The following is a 21762-nucleotide window of genomic DNA, read 5'->3' as shown; positions in this document are numbered from 1 at the left end:
AAATAGCATTTCCACTATTATAACAGGTTCTAAACATATAAGAAAAAACAAATGCCAGGCATTTGTAACAGGAATGTTACAAGTGCCTGGCACTTTTAATCCTTTTGTAATATTAGTTCTCGTTTGGTTTGTCTTCTTTGATTAGTTCGCGTGCTTCTTCAATGTTTGTGTATTCTTCTCTTTCAAAGACTGTTCCGCCTGCCATTCCCTCGTTGATCATGCGGTCGATGTCCATATAATATTGATCTCTACCTTCGTAAGTAACATCGTTCGTTGGTTGTTGTTTTTTATCATTTTTCAAGAAAAATCCCTCCTGCAAATAGTATGCACAGGAAGGAAATAGTTCATGATTCAATTTTTTCGTAAAGTATCTGATGCATTATCATTATATTGGGATTTCTATATTGATGATCAAAATTAAATTATTATTACTTATTCATACACATGAAACAACATTAGTTCATGGATTTGCGATCGGATTTGAACTTCGGCTTCAGGTGAAAAGGTATAATCGCCTTGCCATTCTATATCACCATTTTTTAAGTATTTAGCACGAACAGTTTTACCTTGGAAGAAAAAAGATATTTTCCAGCCAGGAAGTTGTTTATTTGGATACAATGGTTCAAATTGAAAGTGAGTGATCATGATGCTTCCTCCTTAAAATAGGAATGTTAGTTTGTAATATGTTTCGCCTTCACTAAGCTACTTTCCTTCTTGAAAAATTTGGCGTTATCATAAAAAACTTTAATTAAATTTTCTGTTCCTGCCTTTTTTATATCGACTTCATCAAAATCCATAGGCTTAGCATTTATTTCAAATAAGCAAAAGCTTCCATCCGATCTTACACCAATGTCTGCTGAGAACTCCCCAATTAAAGATCGCTCATAAGTTGATAAATCGGCTCCAACGTTCGAAATTAATTTACGGAGTTTATCAACATTTATTTCGATAGGTAGTTGTTGAATGTAGCCAATTTCCCCGCCATTTGGCACGTGAGTTGTAACTTGTTGGCCACAAGCAATTCTTACACCAACCCCTGAAATTTCATGTTTTCCGTTTATAAAATGTGCAAGAATTCTTAAGTCGAATTTTCTATCATCCATTTTAAGTGTTTCAATTGTTTGTTGAATGATATATTCATCCAATTTCAATTCTTTCTGAAGAAAATTAAATGCTTTTTCCATAGTAGGAAACATAATGGTTTTCGATATCGTTTTAAGTATAATAGTACTCCCATAAAGGGATAATGAAAAAATCCCTTTTCCTTTTGCACTTAACCGTTTTTTTATGTAAACGGATTTATATGTTGAAAGAAGTTCGTAAAAGTTTTGCTCTGTTAGCAAAGAAGTAGAAGGGAGGTATGGTAAAAGGTGTTGGTTTTCTCTCAAACACAAAAACGTACTAAACTTGTCAAAGTAATTTAAATTAAAAAAGGTAATATCCTTTTCCTTACACCATTCCATCACCTTACTTATGTTACCTTCTTTATACATTCGGTTGTAAAGAACTTGGAGAGGAGGAACCTTCAACTTTACCCATTTTTCATATTGAGGATGATAACAGTAACCTTGCTGAGTGAAATTGTTTTCAAAAAATTCTTCTGTCACAACTACTGAAAACCCACCAATACGAAACAACTCTTTTTGTAATCTCTCTAACAGTTTTATGTTTCCAGAAAAACTTTGACCTTCACTTTTGTTCACCATTATACCAACAACAGGACCGACAATATTTCCATTTGCTACAGAAACTGTAAAAGGGAGAAATGTTTTCTTTCTCCTGCTAACAACAGTAATATCCTCCCTTTCTCCAAAAGAAAGGGAGGGAAGGTCCTTTTCAACCTGAACCCATGTTTGACTCTGCCAATCATAATAAATAGTTACTTTCATAGAAAAATTTCCTCGGGATTCTCTAAAGATTTTTCTGTTAAATAAATGGCATATTCTATGGAAAGTTTTCGAGTGAGAAAATCTTCTTTTCTTAATTTTGGATGATAAAAGATTGCCCTGCCAGGTTTGGAATTAGCTTCAAAAAGCCAAACGTTTCCTACTTTATTATCGATTCCAAAATCAAATCCAATCTCCCCAATAAATCCTGGTAAATGACGATCAATGGCTTCACTTAACATCAAGGCACTTTGAGTCAATTTCTCTTTTATTGAAGTTGCTTCTTCGCTTCTAGTAAAAATCTCTTCCAATGTTCGAACAACTCCACCGTTGTTCGCATGGGTCGTTACACTGCCTTTTCCACTTAGTTTTGCTGCCATCGCACTAACATGCCATTTTCCATTGTCATCTTTATTCGTGTGAACACGAAAATCCACCGTTGATTCATCTACTTTTATTAATGGAATTCCTTGTTGAACAATATAACTTTTTATATCTCTGTTTTTTAACACATAACCTAACATTTTTTCTAATGAAGTAAAACGTTGTAATCTATTTTTCTGCTCATCATCTTTATAGCGACAATAATATTGTTCTTCTTCTTTGTTGTATATGATTTTGAAAACACCAAGTCCTAAACTCCCGCTTGATGGCTTTAAATAGAGAAAAGGATATTTAGAAAGTAATTCTTCTAATAAAGTAATGGACATGTTATTATACGTTTCTGGTAAGAATCTAGATAAATTTTCTTCTAACGTTAATTTTTGATGTATTTCCCACTTGTTAAAAAATCCAGGATTATACCACGGAATCATATATTGTTTTTGCATCTTTTCTCTAGTTTCCTTCAAGAGACGATGCTGTTCTGTCCGACGGTTTGGAAGACGATCATACACGACATGTGGAAATGGAAACTGTTTTTTGCACCAACCTTTTTCTGTAAACATAAAGCCTTCAATTGTACCATCTTCCCAGTTAATATGATTCGCTCCAAAAATAAAAGCATATGCGCCAACTTTCTTTTCCATGGAAAGTAATTTAGAAAAGAATAAGGATCTCTCACCAATCGGCCTTAACATGGAACTTGTGAATCCAGCTGTAAAAATCCCGATTAATGGTCCAAGATGAATAGCACCATTATGAATGAAGTAATGAATATTTCCTTCAAAAGGTATCATAAGTTTTTCATACAGTTCTTGATTGACATATATACACGATTTCGCATGGTAATTTACGGTCACTGGGTATTCCAATGTACCGAACGCGACCGAATGGATGGAGTATTTCTCGAAATCAGTAGGTAAAGTAATTCCATTACCTTTTACATCTTCCTTATATTTTAATTGTATTTGCGCTCGCATCAACTTTTCACTCCGTTTCTGTCCACTCTTTACTTATGGCTCTGTTAAAGACCGCTGTTGATTTCCGCGCAAGTCTCCGCTTTCCGCGGGCGTGGCTGGAGCCTCCTCGGCTTCGCCTGTGGGGTCTCCAGTCCCCCGCTACTCCCGCAGGACAAGGAATGCTCCGGAGCGATACATCGCACGAAGAAAATGCGTATGCATTTTCGAGGAGTCTCCGACTTGCGCGGAAATCAACTGCTAGAAAAGTATCAGAAATCAACACTTACATTTTTCACAGACTTATTTTTCAAGAAAACACTATAACGTGCTGGAGCTTCGTACGTTTGTTGTTTTATTTGTTCACTTGCTGTTATTTCTATCATTTTATGCCCAGGTTTGGAGTTAATATCTAAAATCCACGGTTTTAAGTTACAATCTATTGCTAAATCAAGACCTATCTCAAAAAGAGGATGAAATTTTTTATCGAGTGTATTAACTAGAGTTTCAACAAGGTAGGAAATAGTTTCTTCAAGGGCTATTTGTTCAATGGTGGAGAATTTTTTTATCCATTCTTTGTATGTTACAATTTCTCCTCCAGTAGCAAGATTTGCTGTGATTTTACCAACACGGCCATGTCTGATCGCTTTGAAACGTTCTAGCCACTCACCGTCTGATCCTTTCTGAAGAAGAATTCTTAAATCAAATGGTTCCTTTTTAGCCGTTAGTAATGACAGAAACGGTTGTATAATGAAATTTGTTTCTTTCGACTGTATCCACTTATTAAATTTTTGAAGTGTATGAAATGTAAAGTGTCGTTCACCATCTCTCGTCACTTCCATACAATCCAATCCATCATGACTAGATTGCTTCGCTTTTATAATCCCAAAACCTTGTGATCCGTTTATAGGCTTTAAAATGACTTCTTTATACATAGAAACCATCTTTTTAAACGTTGAAATGGTGTAACTCCTTGTCGGTAAAAAATATGGTTGAAGCTCCTCATCTGAATGTAGCTGTTGAATGACATCCCACTTATTCGGTAAACCACAACCTAGAAACGTAATATTCCGATTGTTTTTCAACCAGGTTATTTTTTCAATATAAGATTTGCTTTGTAAAGACGATGGATAATATAGGCGATCATAAATAAAAGAAGGAAGTGGGAACTGACTTTTTTTCCAAGAACGAGTCTCTCTACAAAATAAGTAACCAAACACTTCGTTTTTCCCTAAAAATATTTTTGCTGGGGAAAATGAATAGACTTGAACGTCGTATTTTATGCTGTGAATGGCAATGTTCGTCATGTACGAGCTTTTCGTCGGATTAGAAAATGTAAGAATGCCTAGTGTAATGGTCATTCACTCACTCCTTTTTCGAATGTGATGAATTATGTCTCATCCGCTTTGCTCATTAAATATAAGCAATATAAAATAATAGCTTTAGCAGATGGTCGAACAGATTCATTCTCAGAGCGTGGATCCATATTTTTGGAAGGCTTTGTATTTACTTCAATTAGCCACGGCTGGCCACTTTTATCCACTGTAATATCTATGCCAAGCTCCGCAAAAATACCATCAGAAATGGAACTAATCTCATTACAAACATCAAGTGCGATAGAACGCATCGCTTTTTGTAGATGTTTTGCTTCTTTTTTATCAAACAGTTGAACTAGCGCTTGTTGGACTGTTAGCATTTCTCCGCCTTGTGCTAGGTTTGAAACGAACTGTCCAGCTTTAGAAACTCTAGCAACAGCGGAAGTAACTTGCCAAGTGTCATTTTCTCTCCTATGACATAAAAAACGAAAATCCACGGGTCGACCTTCTAACTCGATTAAATCGATTCCTGTTTGAACAATAAAGTTTCTTTTTTTTGTATATGGCTGCAGTCGGGAGACAATATCATGTATATGTTCATACTTAGCTGTAACATTACGCTGTAGGGACGAATAGGAAAGTTCCCAATTATCCCCATCCTCAGCGCGAGTAATTTTAAAAATTTGCTTTCCTTGACTTCCATTCATTGGTTTAATAAATAGTGTGTTCGTTTTTTCTAATAGATTTTTGACATTCTCAAAAGAATACTCCATTGAAGTGGGAAGAAAAGGGTGTAAATGATCGGCTTGTAATAAGTGAGAATGAACTTCCCATTTGTTTAAAAAATGCTCATTAAAAATAGGGATGTTATGCTTTTGTAGTTCTTCTATAAAAGAAATAAAGCTTATGTTCTGTTCATTTTTTCTAACGTGCAATCTATTGTGAATCACATTCGGAAATGGGACAGATCGCTTTAACCAAGTTTTGTTGTCTGAGAGAATATATCCATCGAGAAAAGTATTGCCGCCATGAATATACTCTTTTAAAGTAAAAACATAAAAAATCACGCCAATTTCGTCTGCAAAAATAGCTAGTTCTCTGCTAAAATATTCAATAGACTTTAAATGTATTGGGGGCTCTTCCTTTATTTCTGTTAGCAGGCCAATAACGGGACCAATTACTAATGTATTGAGATTCGGTTGAAAGCTTACTAATAAATCTCTGTCCTCTTCATCGGCTAAAAATAATGATTGAAGGATGGAACGGTCCACTTTTACATAAGGGTTATCAACCTTTATAATTTCTAGAAAAGCCGTTATTTTTACGCGACTACACTGAATGACGATGATGGGTGAATCTAACGGTATTTGTAACTTTTTCGCTAATTTTTTGCTTAATCGTATCGTCGGGTTGTTACTTTTTGGTTCCGTTGGAATAATAGTGGCTCTATAAAATTTCATGAAAGTCCCTCGTTTTTTAGAAGTAAGAAAAGTCTAAACGTATAGGCTTAAGCCCTTTTGTACAGTTATTTTATGTACTTCTTGAAAATCGGTGAAAATAAACAAAGTAAAATGTTATAAGAAAAGAGGTATATCGGTACATGAACACGTTTTTATTGTTTTTAATGATGATTTCTATCGGCGCATTTATTGGGGGATTAACAAACTCATTAGCCATTCGCATGCTTTTTCGCCCATATAATCCAATTTATATAGGAAAAAGAAGATTGCCATTTACACCTGGATTAATACCAAAAAGACGAGATGAACTTGCAATTCAGTTAGGGAAGCTAGTCATGGAACATTTACTAACGGCTGAAAGTATGAAGCGCCGTCTCATTCAAAAAGGTTTTCAGCAAGAAATTCTTCAATGGATGATGAAACAAACGGAGACATTTTTGTCATCAGAAAAAACGGTTAAGGAAACATTTCAGAGCTTTGGAGTAGAAAATCCAAAACAAATGCTTCAAGAAAATGCGAATGATTGGTTACAAAAGAAATATGAAACAGCTCTGAAGGAATTTGGAGATCTGCCGATTGAAAGTATTATCCCTGAAGAACTCCTAAATAAAATGGAAGAACATATCCCTCAAGTATCAGAATACATTTTACAAAAAGGGACGGACTACTTTGAAAGCGAGCAAGGAAAAGCTCAACTATCTAAAATGATACAAGACTTTATCCAAACACGGGGGATGCTTGGAAATATGGTGCAAATGTTTCTAGGTAATTATAGTCTCGCCGATAAAGTACAGCCAGAAGTTATAAAATTTTTGAAACATGATGGAACAAAAGATGTATTACAAAAAGTTCTTCTTACCGAATGGAATAAAGTGAAAGCTTTAACGGTAGCAGAAGTAGAGGCAAAATTATCGAAACAGGCTTTAGTAAATTCGGGCATTCAGTTGTTAGAAAAAATGGTAGACCTGGATAAACAGTTAAACAAGTCTATTTCTGAAGTAACGCAGCCAATTAAACAACCCTTGTTACATAATGTATTGCCTACAGTGGTCGATAGTGGGACGACAATCTTGTTAAATCAACTAGAAAATTTATTATCTAAGCTACAATTAGAACAAATTGTGAAAGAACAAGTGGAATCATTTTCTCTTCCAAAGTTAGAGCAAATTGTATTATCTGTCTCAAGTAGAGAGTTAAAAATGATTACGTATTTAGGTGCTTTACTAGGTGGAATGATTGGCTTTGTTCAAGGGTTAATGGTATTTATGCTATAGGTATAGTTAGCTAGTTGACGTAGCTGTCATAATGGTTATCGTTTGAATGAGAAGATTTGGTTTGTTATACTGTTCACTATCATGCCTTTTAGGGCAAAATGGAAGGACTGAATGTATTGTCTAACGTATATAACGTAGCAAACGAATTAGAAAAAGCAATCCGCACGAGTGAGGAATTCACAAACTTAAAGAAATATTACGAAGAAGTTTTTGCAGACGAGTCAACAAAAACAATGTTTGAAAACTTCCGCAACATTCAACTGTCGCTTCAACAAAAACAAATGTCAGGTCAAGAAATTACACAAGAAGAAGTGGAGCAGGCGCAACAAACAGTTCAACTTGTTCAACAAAACGAAAAAATTGCAAAGCTTATGGAAGCGGAGCAAGGCATGAGCATGATGGTTGGGGAACTTAACAAAATCATCATGAAGCCATTAGAAGAGTTATACAGCAACGTTGAAGGAAACTAATTACGTAAATGAAACGAGCCAATGAAGCATATGATGCTAATTGGCTCGTTTTTACTATAGAATTGGGAACTAACAGTTGATGATAGCACGAGATGCGAGACTCCTGCGGGAGAGTGTGTCAAGGGAGACCCCACAGGCCCATCAGGCCGAGGAGGCTCCCGAGACCACCCGCGGAAAGCGAGCATCTCGTGCTATCATCAACTTAATTATAATAAAACATCTAAAGTACATACTAGCCTTTTCATCTTTCATGTTATGAAACATTTCCTAACAAAAATAGTCATCCTCTAAACTTGTCCAATGTTCTATTCCCTCCTATTTTTTCATACTCATAAAAATAAGTACAAACAACCTAGATTTAAGGAGGCACCTCCATGATATATCGCTTATTGGCTATTAATATTGACAAGACATTATTAAAGTCCAATGGTAAATTGGCAAAAGAAACAAAAGAAGCAGTAGAATATGTAAAAAATAAGGGAATATACGTTACCCTTGTTACGGGAAGGAATTTTTACTCTGCTCAAAAAGTAGCAAAAGCACTAAAGCTTGATTCCTTTCTCGTAACGCACGGCGGTTCATTTATCGCTTCGAAGCAAGAACAGGCTTTGCATGTAAAAAGAATCACAGAAGAAAAAACGTTCAACCTAGTGCAAGTTTTAGAAAACTTTGATTGCACAGTTAGATTAATGCATGAGCGTTACTCGATCGGTAACCGCCTACGTGGTGCAAACAATTTAATGTCTAGAGCAGTGCTCGGTTCGAATGACCCTCTCATTTACCCAGTTCAATTTGTAGAATCGTTAGGTGATACTTTAACAGATAACCCTATCGCGCCACCAAAGATAGAAGTATATTTTAATAGTGAGGAAGAACAAAAGGCAGTATATAATACATTAACAGTTGCATTTGATGATATTGCACTTATGAATCACGATAAAAAAATAGAGATTTTACCTGCAGGTGGTACGAAATTTGATGGCTTACAAACATTAGGCGAAGTGTTGAAGATCTCATGGAATGAAATGGTTTATATAGGCGATGCAGAAGATGACATTCCATTGTTAGACGTTGTCGGCCTTGGAGTGGCAATGTGGAATGCACCTCCTAAAGTAAAAAGTGCAGCAGATTGGATCACACGTTCAAATGATGAGCAAGGTGTTGCTTATATGATAAAAGAACATTTCCGAAAGCAACAAAGATTAGCATTTTTAAAGAGTTTTAAGGTTTAATAGGTTCATAATGGAGTCTGCTAGCTTTTTGGTGGCAGACTTTTTGTTATGGTTCAATTTAAAATAGGTAGTTTATTCTAAAGGCTATGTTAAATGTTAGTGTTGATTTTTGTTACTTAACTAGCAGTTGACTTCCGCGCAAGTCGGAGACTCCTCGAAAATGCATACGCATTTTCTTCGTGCGATGTATCGCTCCGGAGCATTCCTTGTCCTGCGGGAGTAGCGGGGGCCTGGAGACCCCACAGGCGAAGCCGAGGAGGCTCCAGCCATTTCGAAAAGTAAAAGCGGCTCGTTCAGCTCCGAAAAGGATAAGACAAGGGCAGTATGAGGGGGCATTTTTCCCTCAGGATGGCCATGGCTTATCCTAGAGGAGCTAGCCGCTTGACCTAGACACGCCCGCGGAAAGCGGAGACTTGCGCGGAAATCAACAGCGGTCTTTAACAAAACCTTTCTAAAATAACAAATCAGACAAATAACATGTTCACTGGTAAAACTACCCCAACATTGAATAAAAGCCCGTTATTTTGTAAACTGAAAGAAGTTTATAAACGAAAGGTGATTGTTTTGAAGATAAATATACAAGGGCTACAAGATGATAGATTTCAACGCCCACTCGAACTTATTTCTAACTTATTCTTTGAAGAAAGTGAAGTATCATTATCTTCAACAAATGAAGAAGACTACAATCTAGTTTTTTCCATAAATCTAAACGAGACAGAATTGATGTGTGTAGTATCAGGATTGCTTGAGGTAAATGGTCATGGTCAAATATTTAAGAGTACACACCAAAAAGACCTTACTTTATTTAATGATGATAAAGAACGCTTTAAACAAGTTAAATATACAGTTTTTCATGTATTTTTAACATTATTACAAGACTATACTGGCATCATTCAAAAATGGGGAATTCTTACTGGAATCCGTCCAACAAAGCTTTTACACTCCAAATTACAAAAAGGTGAAAAGAAAGAAGATGTCCATAAATTATTAAAAGAAGAATATTTGATAAGTGATGAAAAGATTCAATTAATGCAACAAATCGTAGATCGTCAGCTTTCCGTTGTGCCTGACCTTTATGATTTAGGAAAAGAAGTTAGTATTTACATCGGGATTCCATTTTGTCCAACAAAGTGCGCTTACTGTACGTTTCCTGCTTATGCAATAAACGGGAAACAAGGAAAAGTTGACTCTTTCTTAGGTGGATTACACCATGAAATTGAAGTAGTAGGTAACTGGTTAAGAGAAAAAGGGATCAAAATTACAACAGTATATTACGGTGGTGGTACACCTACAAGTATTACAGCAGAGGAAATGGACATGTTGTATGAGCAAATGTACAAGGCTTTCCCTAATATGGAAAAAGTACGTGAAGTAACCGTAGAGGCAGGTCGTCCTGATACAATCACACCAGAAAAATTGAAAGTTCTACAAAAATGGAACATTGATCGTATTAGTATTAATCCGCAATCTTATATTCAAGAAACATTAAAAGCGATTGGACGCCATCATACGGTTGAAGAAACTATTGATAAATTCCACTTAGCTAGAGAAATGAATATGAATAACATTAATATGGACTTAATTATTGGGTTACCAGGTGAAGGTGTGCCTGAATTCCAACATACGTTAAACGAAACGGAAAAATTAATGCCAGAATCACTAACTGTTCATACATTATCGTTTAAACGTGCTTCAGAAATGACAAAAAATAAGCAGAAATACAAAGTAGCAGACCGTGAAGAAATTAGTAAAATGATGGATATGGCAACAGAATGGACGAACGACCACGGATATGTACCATATTACTTGTATCGCCAAAAGAATATATTAGGCAACTTAGAAAACGTTGGCTATGCACTGCCAGGTCAAGACAGTATTTACAACATCATGATCATGGAAGAAAAGCAGTCGATCATTGGACTAGGATGTGGGGCATCTAGTAAATTTGTCGACCCTAATACAGGCAAAATTCAACGTTTTGCGAATCCAAAAGACCCTAAGTCATACAATGATGGATATTTACATTACACAGATGAGAAAATAAAGATAATGGAAGAGCTTTTCTCTAAATAGCCAAAAAAATCCCGCTGGAATTATTTTCAGCGGGATCATTTTTCCTCATTGTTGTTCTTCTTCAAATACCGACCTAAAAAATCCACTAAAAAGAAAACAGAAACTAGTCCTATCACAAGTACATATACATTGTCATATTCAGTACCACTCGATATGTATGATAAAACATAGAAAGCAAAAAAGAAGATTAGAGCATATATAATTACTTTTTTTAACATTGTATGGTTGCTCCTTACCTATAAAGTATTATGAACTGAGTGAGTTTCATAATGTACAATTACTAAACGAAAAACGAATATTAAACCTATTCTTTCATATAATTTACGTTTATATCGAACGTAATTTAATTATATAATAAACGGAACATTCGTTTTTCACTAAACGAACAGTAATTATGAAATTGATTCAACTAATCTAATTATACACTCTAATACAGTAATGTTAACGTAAATAAAACTATTTTTCTACTTTTTACCATGTTATAATAAAATGAATTATAATTCATTTTTGTGTTGATCAAACAGAAGGGGGGATGCAAAGTGAAGAATACATATAAAACTATCCAGTTAGAAGAAGTAAATGGTGTCATTACATTGACTCTAAATCGTCCAGAAAGTCACAATGCAATGAATGTAGAGATGTTAATAGAACTCAATAGCGTGATGGAAGAAATTAAAGAAAGTAAGGCGAAAATTCTTTTATTAAAAGGTAACGGACCTGTTTTTAGTGCGGGTGGTGATATTAAAATGATGTTACAAGATGACCCTAAACTTTTTGAAACAGTTATGAACTCCATTACGAACATCGTTTTAACATTATACACTTTACCGAAAATAACGATTAGTGCCCTTCACGGAGCAGCAGCTGGACTAGGCTTAAGTTTAGCGCTAGCAAGTGACTACGTGTACGCTCAACCTTCTACGAAAATAGCAATGAATTTTATAAAAATTGGTCTCATTCCTGATGGTGCAGGTCATTTCTTTTTAAAGAATAGATTAGGAGAAATCATGGCCAAACACCTCATCTGGGAAGGGAAAACCGTTACTGGATCAGAAGCAAAAAATCTTGGTTTAGTGGACATCGTAGAAGAAAAACTAGAGCAAGCAATATTGAGTAAACTACAACAATTAAAGTCTTCTCCATTACAAGCAATGATTGAAACGAAGTCAATCTACACGCAAGCTTCCTCAACTGAGCTTAAAACTGTACTGCAATTAGAAAAGAGTGGCCAGAGCAGAATGCGCCAAACAAATGATCATCAAGAAGGTATCAGAGCTTTTTTAGAAAAAAGGGTTCCGAATTTTAATGGAGAATAAATAATAGTAACGCAACCTTTTAAGGGGAGAGAAAATGAATAGAAATACATCGGTTATTATTACTCTATTATTTCTAATTTTGTTGGGGAGTTCTGTTACATATATTGTTGTAACGAACTCAAACAAAAATGTACTAGAAGCCCGAAGATTAGAAATGATTAATTATCTTGATATGAATTTTGAGAAGTTTGCCCCTGAACTTGCTGACTTTGTAGATGAAAACAAAACCATAATTACGTCTGTTATTTCTCCAGGTGGCTTAGTTAACTTTGAATGCTTTTTAGTAAGAAACGAAGAGCCGTTTGGGATCTATAAAGTACTATATGACATAAAAAATCAGATAGTTATTACAAAAGAATTAGAAGTAACGAACCCTAAATATGTGGATGAGTGGCGAGAGTTTCAAAAGAAACATTAGATAATCAGCATAATCCTAAAAAAATAAAGAGGTTGGGATAGAACAAATTTTCTCACTCCAAAGACGAACGATTATATGTAATGGATTACCAATGGATAATTACATTTTGTATGCAGCAAATGATTGGAGCGCAAGCCTTCGCTTTCCGCGGGCGGTAAAAAGGTAGGTTATTTTCACTGTCGTGAAAAACCTACTCCTCGGCACGAGCGCCTGTGGGGTCTCACTTACACGCTTTCCCGCAGGAGTCTTCGGCTTGCGCTCCAATCATCTGTCGGAAAGTATAAAAATGTACATTTTCATTTTTGGAAACGAGAAAAAATCCGACATATCCCTCGGATTTTCATGGGTAATGTTCGGATTTCTAATTAGTTAACACAGTTTTGACCCATCCTCTTCTTTATCGATGAAATAATACTAACTTTCCGCTAGAGTTTGTGCAACGGTGTGTTGTTTCTAAATACTTCAATTCCCCTAATCGTTTTTCCCCAAGTTCTTTCGCTTCTTTTTCTGAAGAAGCTTCAAAGCTCTCGTCTAATAGCTTTTCTCCATCTTTGCTGAAAACCGTTAACGTATATTTTCCCACTTCGATCATCCCCTTATGAATAGTCATTCATTTACTACTATCATACTACTTATAAAGAAAATGTTAAAGTTTTATATATATATGGAACTTTATGCCACAAGAATCGTATAATTATAGGCAGACCTATAAGGAGGTACAATATAATGGCATTAAAATTGCAACAGGTCACGAAAAAGTTCGGGGCACATACTGCTGTGAACAACTTATCTATTGAAATACCAGAAAGTGAGATGTTTGGATTTCTAGGTGCGAACGGAGCTGGTAAAACAACAACGTTCCGAATGGTGCTTGGACTTTTAGAACCAACGGCAGGAAAAATTACGTGGGCAGAAAATAAAATTACATATAATGAAAGTCATTTAGTCGGATATTTGCCAGAAGAAAGAGGACTTTATCCAAAACTTACAGTTAAGGACCAATTAATTTACTTAGGTAGATTAAGAGGAATGCAAAAAGCAGATATTTTGAAACAAATGGATTACTGGTTAGAAAGATTTAAAGTACCAGAATACGCGAACAAAAAAGTGGAGGAACTCTCCAAAGGTAACCAACAAAAAATTCAATTTATCGCGTCTACTATTCATAAACCAAAGCTATTAATCTTAGACGAACCGTTCAGTGGATTGGACCCATTAAATGTTGAATTACTGAAAGATGCTGTGACGGACTTAAAAAATGAAGGAACTTCTATTGTGTTTTCTAGTCATCGAATGGAACATGTAGAAGAGCTTTGTGAACATTTATGTATTATGCATCATGGTAGTCCAGTTGTTCATGGTAATTTACGAGATATAAAGCGTTCATTTGGAAAGAAGAATGTTACCATCCATGCTGATATAGATCTTTCTTATTTAGAAACGTTCTCTGGTGTTGTAAGAGCAAAGAAAACAGTAGAAGGTATAAAATTGCAAGTAGAGGATGAAAAGATCTCCCAAAGGGTGTTTGAGAGCTTACAAGGTAAAGGCTTTGTTCGAAAGTTCCAATTAGAAGAGCCTTCGTTAAATGATATCTTTATTGAAAAAGTAGGTGACTCCTATGAATAAGTTTTTCATTATTGTTATGCAAACATATATGAGTAAGCTAAGGTCCAAGTCATTTCTTATATCAACAGCCATAACAGCATTACTTATTATCGGATTAACAAATATGCAAACGATCCTTGAAACATTCGAACGAAACGATGAAAAACTAATCGCTGTCTTAGATAATGACGGTTCTTTTTATACCCAGTTAGAAGCACAATTCCAAGGTGAAGAACAGAGGGTTAATTTTGAGAAAATAGATGGCGATCCAAGTAGTGTTGAAGAAAAAGTGCTAGAAGGAACGTACGATGGAGTTTTGATCATCGATGAGGATCAAGAAGGATTACCAGTCGGTACGTTTAAAGCTAGATCCATTTCCGACCATGGAACAATTTTTAGAATAGAACAGGCACTTCAACAAGTAAAGGTGGAGCTTGCTACTGCTAAAATTGGGTTAACGCAAGAGCAAATTGCCACATTATATGCCCCAGTACCATTTGAAGTTGTACCGTTAGAAGAATCTGCAAAATCAGCAGAAGAACTAAACCAAGCTAGAGGCATTGTTTACGTATTACTATTTGTTATGTATTTCTCCGTTATCATGTATTCAAGTATGATTGCAACAGAAGTGGCAACGGAAAAAACGTCACGTGTAATGGAAATACTGATTTCCTCGGCATCTCCTATTAAGCATATGTTTGGGAAAATATTAGGTATTGCTTTATTAAGTATTACCCAACTTTTATTATGGTTTGTTATTGGTTATTTCTCATTAAATAGAAACTTACAAGATATGACAGGAGGAGTGTTTGAATACTTTGGAGTTGGTGACTTAGCTGTTTCCACTTTCGTGTATGCCATCATCTTCTTCCTATTAGGATACTTCTTATTTGCGACATTAGCAGCATTTTTGGGTTCATTAGTTAGTAGAATTGAAGATATTCAACAAATGATTGCACCGATGACCATACTAATTGTTGCAGCTTTTATGATTGCAATGTTCGGATTAAATAATCCAGATAATTCATTTATTCAAGTGATGTCCTTTATTCCGTTTTTCTCTCCAATGATAATGTTTTTACGAGTAGGTATGCTAAACCTTCCGTTTTGGGAAATTGGGTTGTCCATTGGTATTTTAGTTGGTACGATTATTTTATTAGCAATGTTCGGATCAAAAGTGTATCGTGGTGGAGTATTAATGTACGGAAAATCCTCATCCTTTAAAGACATTAAAAAAGCATTGCAACTAACCAAAAAAGACTAACAGATTTAGGAGAGCTACAAAATGGACTTAATTCCAATATTGTCGTGTATGTTTTTATTTTTCCTAACGCTCTACTTCGTTATTAAGGCAGCAGTCAAGAACGGAATGAATGAATCAAAGGAATTAAGAAAACTAAACATCGAATTACAAGATATAAAAAAACAAGTTAAATTTTCACATCAAAATGAACAAAAGCATTATGTAAATAAGAAAATATAAATTCTTTGAGGCTGTCCAGAAAGTACTTTCTGAATGGCCTCTTTTTACAATAAAAGCCGTGTCGGATATGTGACCGCTTTCCGCGGGGGAGGCGGTGAGCCTCCTCGAGCCCAAGGGCTCTGTGGGGTCTCACCAGCCTGCCCTCTCCCGCAGGAGTCGGCCACATATCCGACACTTTATTTAATTCACTTACTATATTTAGTTACAAATACTTTTAGATAGCTATTTTTTCAATTTATCATCATAACCCAAACCGAACGTGCATTCGATTTGAAATCGTGATAAAATAAAAGAAAAAGTGAAAGGGTGCAATATATGGAAAAAATCCGATTTATTCATGCTGCCGACTTGCATTTAGATAGCCCTTTTATAGGCCTACATACATTGCCACAGCCAATCCTCCAACGAATTAGACACAGCACTTTTCAAGCGTTTCAAACAATCATCGATAACGCAATAAAATATAATATAGACTTCCTATTAATAGCAGGAGATTTGTTTGATGGAGAAAATAGAAGTTTATTCGCACAGGCAAAGCTAAGAGAAGGATTTCAGCGCTTAGAAGAACAAGATATTCCAGTGTACATCATTCATGGAAACCACGACCCTGTTCTAAAAGACACTAAAACTTTCCGCTACCCAAATAATGTTCATATATTTTCAACTACTGTTGAAACAAAACCATTTTACAAAAATGGCACACAAATTGCTAACATATATGGGTTTAGCTATCCAACAAAGCACGTCACGTCTAATATGACTTCTTTTTATAACAAAGAAAATAACGATGTGCCATACCATATCGGAATGCTTCACGGTAACCTTGACGGTAACACTGACCATGATCCTTATGCACCATTTACGATGAACGAACTGCTAGAAAAAGACTTTCATTATTGGGCTCTAGGTCATATTCATAAACGACAAATTTTACATGAGCGCCCTTCTATTGTCTACCCAGGAAATATTCAAGGAAGGCATAAAAAAGAACGAGGCGAAAAAGGGATATATTTAGTTGAATTACAACAAGAAAGTGAAACATTATCCTTCATTCAAACATCGAATGTTCTTTGGGACACTATAACATTCAATATTACTACATTAGCTAGCATGGATGAAATCATAAATAATTTAAAAAAACTAATAGAAGAATTACGTTGTAAAGAAAAAGGGTTACTCATTCAGTTAGAATTGGTTGGTCAAAATCAACTTCATCATGAACTACAGAATGCTCAAGTATTAGAGGACTTACTATTTCTCCTAAATGAAAAAGAAGAATCTACGTTCGACTTTGTTTATGTATACGATATTTTACTTAAAACAAGTAATGTAATTAACAAAAAGGAATTAGAAGAAGTTCCGTTTTATCGTGATTTCTTTCATGTAGTAGAGCGTACAGATGACGTTCAAGTTGCACTATCTTCTCTTTACCACCATAACGAGGCACGTAAAGTATTACAAAAGCTTACGGAAAAAGAGTTAGAAGAAGTTAAAAGAGAGGCTGAGCAACTCTTATTAGAAGAACTACTCCATGATAGGAGGTAATGTAAGATGAAGATTAAAAGTTTACATATATATGGATTTGGAAAATTACAAAACGTTAAAGTTGACCTATTTTCTCCAACAGTACAAGTATTTTACGGAGAAAATGAGGCTGGTAAATCGACTATTATGGCTTTCATACATGCCATTTTATTTGGTTTTCCAACAAAAAACCAAGCAGAGCTTAGGTACGAACCTAAAACTGGATTTCAATATGGCGGTTATTTAACCGTAGAAACAAAGGAACAGGGAATAGTGAAAATAGAAAGAGTTAATGGTAGATCCACAGGTGAAGTGACTGTATATTTTGAAGACGGGACCACTTCCACCTCTACTGAAACTATCGTAAATGGAATGGAAAAGTCTTTATTTAAAGGAGTCTTTTCATTCAACATAATGGACATTCAAAATGTAAAACTTACAAATTTAGACGAACTTGGTAGTTATTTATTTTCATCTGGCATGATAGGAACAGATCAACTTCAAAAACTAGGACAAAAATTAGAAAAAGAAACTGATGCACTTTTTAAACCAGGTGGTAGAAAGCCAATACTTAATGAAATGTTATCTACGTTAAAAGATAAAAAAGCACAGTTGGTATTGTGGGAAGAGAAGATAGGGGAATATGAACGACTGCAAAGTAATGTTGAGAAATTAAACAGTCAAATCGAAAATCTGACGCATAAGCAAAAGCAATTGCAAATACAAAAACAACTAACAGATCAAATGATTTCAATCACTCCTTTATACACAGAATTAATTCAGTACGATTCAAAATTACAGACGCTCCCTATGTATAAACCATTTCCAATCAATGGTGTGACAAGGCTAGAAAGTCTCCAAAAAGAATGGACTTTTTTTGAATCAAAAATAAACACTCTAACGGAACAAATGAATGAAATTAATTCAAAGTTAGATAATATACCAGAGACACAGTTGCAAGAAAAATTAAAAGCATTGGAGTCTATCACGGATTTACAGTTGAATTATGAGCAATTAGAACAAGCTTTAGAACAGCTTACTATTACCGAGCATAATCTTAAAAGTAAAATTCAACAGATTAAAGAAAGCATTGGTTGGGAGAATAAGTTGGATAGTGAGATTTTATGTTTCCAAACGACACTTCAAACAAAAATGCAACTACGTGAATTAGTGTTTGAAGAAAAGCAGTTGGAAGAAGAAAAAGTAAGAGTAGATAAACAATTTTCTACAGCGAAAGAAGAGTTAGAGAATAGTGAGTTTAATATAAAGCAGTTAAAAGCAGAACTGCTACCAGAGCAAGAGAAAAATAGGTTAAACAACTTAATTAACGAAAATAAACGTAGCTCAATAGAGAACGAAATTCGCGCACAGGAAAAGATACTCGAACAATTGAAGAAACAAAGAGCTCAACAAGAACAAGCTGAAAAAGTTTCTAAAAAAAGTACCGTGATTCTGTTTAGCGTTTTATCAGTTGTTTGTGCTGGATTAGCCATATATGGATTTTCAATTGGTAATATTGGACTCTCGTTAATTGCTATTTTTTGTTTAGGGGGCACATTCCTTTTTACTTTTAGTAAGAAATCGAAAAACTCCTCCGTAGAATGGAAAGAAGAAGAAAAAAATATTTTAGCTGAACTTTCAAAACTTAAAAAAGAATTGTCTGAGCAACGTACATCTTTAGATGAAATAAACAAAGTGCAAAAGTTATTAATAGAAAACGAGCAAGTAGAAAAGATGCTCGTCAAAGAAATGGTACTTCTACGCCAGCATGAACGAAGTTATGAAAAAACGGTTTCACTTTATGAAGCTTGGGAACAAAAGAAATTTTTAATAGATGAAAAGTGGAAAAACCTAAACGAAATAATTGATTTATCTGAATTTCAAATTTCTTTTATGGAAGAGGCATTTGAAGAAATAAGTGCGTTGAAAAAATACTTATTGGAGCTAGAGGAAGTATCAATAGACAAAAAACTACACGAAAATGAATTAAACGATTTAGTTTTAAAGATACAATCAAATAATAAAAAACTAGGTTTTGATTATAATAACCTAAATCATTGTTTCTACTTAGCGAGAAATGAGCAGGAACAATTAAAAAATTTAATACAAACAATGAAACATCTAAAAGAAAAACTTGTCCCATTAGCAGAAGAAAAACGATTACTAATTCAACAACAAGTAGAAGTAGTAAAGCAAATGGACCAGCTTTACGTATCAGCAAACGTAAGTACAGAAGAGAAGTTTCGAGAGAAAGCAGAACAAAATGCTATTGGTGTCGACCTAGAACAAAGACGTGATATGTTACAAGCGCAAATTACACAATTAGAAAAGCTATACGAAGTGAGTAAAGAAGATTGGCTGAAAGTAAACGATTGGAACTACGAGCTCATATTAGTTAAGGAGGACATTCATTCAATAGAAAATCAACTACAAGAAAGGTACAAAGAAAAAGCAACTTACCTTGAGACAATAAAGGTACTAGAAGCTGGTACAACCTACGCAATGGTAAAACAAGATTATGAAAATGAAAAAGCATTATTTGAACGACTAGCAAAAAAGTGGTCCGTATTTGAGACTGCTAAACATCTACTAAACAAAACGATGAACTACTATCAAGAAGTAAAGTTACCACAAGTATTAGAAAAAGCCACTAAGTACTTCAATTTATTAACAGGTGGAAAGTATGTAAAAGTGATGACATTATCATCAGAGAAAACGTTAGTAGTGGAGCATAAGGATGGAATGGTTTTTTTACCAAAAGAATTAAGTCAGGCGACTATTGAGCAATTGTATATTGCATTAAGATTTGCCGTTGCTGCAGCATGGAGCAATGAAAAAGCGCTTCCTTTTATTATCGATGATACTTTTGTAAATTTTGACTCCAATAGAACAGATCTAGCTATGAAGCTGTTAGAAGAGATTACGAATGAAGGAAACCAAATTATTTTCTTCACATGTCATCATTTCATTAAAGAAAAACTTAGTATGAAGAAAGGTGCAATTGTCTACGTTATGGAAGAATCAACAATGTTTGCCACGTAATATGGCAAGTGATATTCTTAACTGAGTAAGTTATCATGTACTACTACTAACTGACTTGTACGAATGGAGTATTTTTATATGACAGATCAACACACGAGTAAATCTCGTTCAAAGACACCATTAATTTTATTAAGCTTCAATTTGTTTATTGTAATGATTGGTATCGGGTTAGTCATACCTATCTTACCTTTTTATATCGACATGTTTGGAGCGACCGCTAGAACGCTTGGTTTTTTGGTTGCTGTCTATGCCTTTATGCAGTTCCTTTTTGCACCAATGTGGGGAAGGGTGTCTGATAAAATTGGTAGAAAACCTTTAATTACACTTGGCCTTTTTGGGTTCGCGGTAGCGGAATTTATATTTGCATTCGCCACTGGAATATGGATGTTGTTCGTTTCTCGAATATTAGCTGGTCTTTTTGGTGCAGCGTTAATGCCTACTGCTATGGCTTACGTTTCAGATGTAACAAGTGAAGAAAAGCGCGGACAAGGAATGGGTATTCTTGGTGCAGCCATGGGGCTTGGAATTGTAGTAGGTCCAGGAATAGGAGGCTGGCTGGCCGAATATAATCTATCTTTACCTTTCATTTTTGCAGGAACTTTAGCAACAATTGCGGGTATTGTTTCTATACTTGTTTTACCTGAGTCGTATCCGAAAGAAAAAAGGGAGCAAGATAGACTGCAAGAAGCGGGAGTAAAACAAAAAAACCAATTTGTCATGATGGCAAATGCCATTAATAGTCCTGTAGGGTTTTTGTTAATATTAGTTTTTATTATGAGCTTTGCATTAGCAAACTTCCAATCAATCTTTGGTTACTATACAATGATTCGATATGAGTATACACCTAGTCAGGTAGGGTTAATTGTATTACTTGTAGGTCTAGTTGGGACTATTGCACAAGGAGTATTGGTAGGAAGATTAACTCGTAAATTCGGAGAACAAAAAGTGGTCATGTTTTCTCTACTGATAAGTGCAATTGGCTTTGTCATCATGACATTTGCAACAACTTTCTTACTCGTTTTACTAACAACAAGTATATTTTTCTTAGGCAATTCATTGTTACGACCATCTCTGAACTCTTTTATATCTAAATTAGCTGGAAAAAAACAAGGGTTTATAATGGGATTAAACAATTCATTCTTAAGTCTCGGCAACACAGTAGGACCAATATTAGCTGGGATTTTATTTGAAATAAATATCCATATTCCATATTTGTTTGGAGCTTTTATTTTACTTGTAGGCTTAATCGCAACAAAAGTATGGCTTAGTCAGAAAGCAAAACAAGTCGAAGTGACCACGTGATTAATAAAAATAAAGTGACGGAGG

Annotated in this window: 20 protein-coding genes; 12 read left to right on the top strand and 8 right to left on the bottom strand. The window is 35.0% G+C overall.

All coding sequences use genetic code 11. The annotated features are described in order from the left end of the window. Window positions 1-112: 112 nt before the first annotated feature. The 6 genes from CDZ92_RS10935 to CDZ92_RS10910 all read right to left on the bottom strand — a co-directional run bounded on the left by CDZ92_RS10935 (window position 113) and on the right by CDZ92_RS10910 (window position 5999). On the bottom strand, window positions 113-301 hold the full coding sequence (locus CDZ92_RS10935) for a hypothetical protein (protein WP_096155273.1): 189 nt from the start codon (window positions 299-301) through the stop codon (window positions 113-115). A 131-nt stretch (window positions 302-432) separates the two neighbouring features. Beyond that, the gene (locus CDZ92_RS10930) at window positions 433-645 is read right to left on the bottom strand and encodes a DUF5342 family protein (protein WP_096155272.1); all 213 of its coding nucleotides are present in this window, start codon (window positions 643-645) and stop codon (window positions 433-435) included. Window positions 646-671: 26 nt separating this feature from the next. Continuing rightward, on the bottom strand, window positions 672-1889 hold the full coding sequence (locus CDZ92_RS10925) for a YheC/YheD family protein (RefSeq protein WP_096155271.1): 1218 nt from the start codon (window positions 1887-1889) through the stop codon (window positions 672-674). Then, on the bottom strand, window positions 1886-3247 hold the full coding sequence (locus CDZ92_RS10920; protein ID WP_096155270.1) for a YheC/YheD family endospore coat-associated protein: 1362 nt from the start codon (window positions 3245-3247) through the stop codon (window positions 1886-1888). The genes CDZ92_RS10925 and CDZ92_RS10920 overlap by 4 nt, the downstream gene beginning before the upstream one ends. Window positions 3248-3495: 248 nt before the next feature. Then, entirely contained in the window at window positions 3496-4584 is a 1089-nt protein-coding gene (locus CDZ92_RS10915) for a YheC/YheD family endospore coat-associated protein (protein WP_096155269.1), read from the bottom strand. A gap of 29 nt (window positions 4585-4613) precedes the next feature. Continuing rightward, window positions 4614-5999: a YheC/YheD family endospore coat-associated protein gene (locus CDZ92_RS10910; RefSeq protein ID WP_096155268.1), complete on the bottom strand. Its 1386-nt coding sequence runs from the start codon at window positions 5997-5999 to the stop codon at window positions 4614-4616. Between the two features lie 140 nt (window positions 6000-6139). Here CDZ92_RS10910 and CDZ92_RS10905 point away from each other — a divergent pair, with 140 nt between their 5' ends. The 4 genes from CDZ92_RS10905 (at window position 6140) to CDZ92_RS10890 (ending at window position 11048) form a co-directional block, all read left to right on the top strand. Beyond that, on the top strand, window positions 6140-7273 hold the full coding sequence (locus CDZ92_RS10905; RefSeq protein WP_096155267.1) for a DUF445 domain-containing protein: 1134 nt from the start codon (window positions 6140-6142) through the stop codon (window positions 7271-7273). A gap of 116 nt (window positions 7274-7389) precedes the next feature. Continuing rightward, window positions 7390-7743: a YlbF family regulator gene (locus CDZ92_RS10900; protein WP_406564900.1), complete on the top strand. Its 354-nt coding sequence runs from the start codon at window positions 7390-7392 to the stop codon at window positions 7741-7743. Between the two features lie 374 nt (window positions 7744-8117). After that, window positions 8118-8975 carry a Cof-type HAD-IIB family hydrolase gene (locus CDZ92_RS10895; RefSeq protein WP_096155265.1) on the top strand — a complete coding sequence of 286 codons (858 nt, stop codon included), beginning with the start codon at window positions 8118-8120 and terminating at the stop codon, window positions 8973-8975. 564 nt (window positions 8976-9539) lie between these two features. Then, on the top strand, window positions 9540-11048 hold the full coding sequence (locus CDZ92_RS10890) for a coproporphyrinogen III oxidase (protein ID WP_096155264.1): 1509 nt from the start codon (window positions 9540-9542) through the stop codon (window positions 11046-11048). A 35-nt stretch (window positions 11049-11083) separates the two neighbouring features. Here the strand turns inward: CDZ92_RS10890 and CDZ92_RS10885 are convergent, their stop codons facing one another. Further along, window positions 11084-11266, bottom strand: a complete 183-nt coding sequence (locus CDZ92_RS10885; RefSeq protein ID WP_096155263.1) for a hypothetical protein — start codon at window positions 11264-11266, stop codon at window positions 11084-11086. 321 nt (window positions 11267-11587) lie between these two features. Here CDZ92_RS10885 and CDZ92_RS10880 point away from each other — a divergent pair, with 321 nt between their 5' ends. Both CDZ92_RS10880 and CDZ92_RS10875 read left to right on the top strand, forming a co-directional pair. Further along, complete coding sequence (locus tag CDZ92_RS10880; RefSeq protein ID WP_227521521.1) at window positions 11588-12364, top strand: enoyl-CoA hydratase; 777 nt, start codon at window positions 11588-11590, stop codon at window positions 12362-12364. 34 nt (window positions 12365-12398) lie between these two features. After that, a complete protein-coding gene (locus tag CDZ92_RS10875; RefSeq protein ID WP_096155262.1) occupies window positions 12399-12782 on the top strand; it encodes a hypothetical protein in 384 nt (127 codons plus the stop codon). Between the two features lie 397 nt (window positions 12783-13179). Here the strand turns inward: CDZ92_RS10875 and CDZ92_RS10870 are convergent, their stop codons facing one another. Beyond that, window positions 13180-13365 carry a YhzD family protein gene (locus CDZ92_RS10870; protein ID WP_096155261.1) on the bottom strand — a complete coding sequence of 62 codons (186 nt, stop codon included), beginning with the start codon at window positions 13363-13365 and terminating at the stop codon, window positions 13180-13182. Window positions 13366-13508: 143 nt separating this feature from the next. On the opposite strand from CDZ92_RS10870, the gene CDZ92_RS10865 reads away from it, so the two are divergent. The 6 genes from CDZ92_RS10865 to CDZ92_RS10840 all read left to right on the top strand — a co-directional run bounded on the left by CDZ92_RS10865 (window position 13509) and on the right by CDZ92_RS10840 (window position 21738). Beyond that, a complete protein-coding gene (locus tag CDZ92_RS10865; protein ID WP_096155260.1) occupies window positions 13509-14408 on the top strand; it encodes an ABC transporter ATP-binding protein in 900 nt (299 codons plus the stop codon). After that, window positions 14401-15651, top strand: coding sequence for an ABC transporter permease (locus tag CDZ92_RS10860; RefSeq protein ID WP_096155259.1), 1251 nt, complete (start codon window positions 14401-14403; stop codon window positions 15649-15651). Before CDZ92_RS10865 ends, CDZ92_RS10860 begins: the two co-directional genes overlap by 8 nt. A gap of 21 nt (window positions 15652-15672) precedes the next feature. Then, window positions 15673-15870, top strand: coding sequence for a DUF6019 family protein (locus tag CDZ92_RS10855; protein ID WP_096155258.1), 198 nt, complete (start codon window positions 15673-15675; stop codon window positions 15868-15870). Window positions 15871-16185: 315 nt separating this feature from the next. Further along, entirely contained in the window at window positions 16186-17415 is a 1230-nt protein-coding gene (locus tag CDZ92_RS10850; RefSeq protein WP_096155257.1) for a metallophosphoesterase family protein, read from the top strand. A gap of 6 nt (window positions 17416-17421) precedes the next feature. Next, window positions 17422-20436 (top strand): ATP-binding protein, encoded by a 3015-nt coding sequence (locus CDZ92_RS10845; protein ID WP_096155256.1) that lies wholly within the window; start codon window positions 17422-17424, stop codon window positions 20434-20436. Between the two features lie 78 nt (window positions 20437-20514). Next, window positions 20515-21738 carry an MFS transporter gene (locus tag CDZ92_RS10840; RefSeq protein WP_096155255.1) on the top strand — a complete coding sequence of 408 codons (1224 nt, stop codon included), beginning with the start codon at window positions 20515-20517 and terminating at the stop codon, window positions 21736-21738. The last annotated feature ends 24 nt before the right edge of the window (window positions 21739-21762 follow it).

The organism is Bacillus sp. FJAT-45066, assembly GCF_002335755.1.
GTDB classification, from domain to species: domain Bacteria; phylum Bacillota; class Bacilli; order Bacillales; family Bacillaceae_I; genus Bacillus_CD; species Bacillus_CD alkalisoli.
Note: the sequence above shows the minus strand (reverse complement) of the source record. Positions and strands in the feature narration are given on the sequence as shown.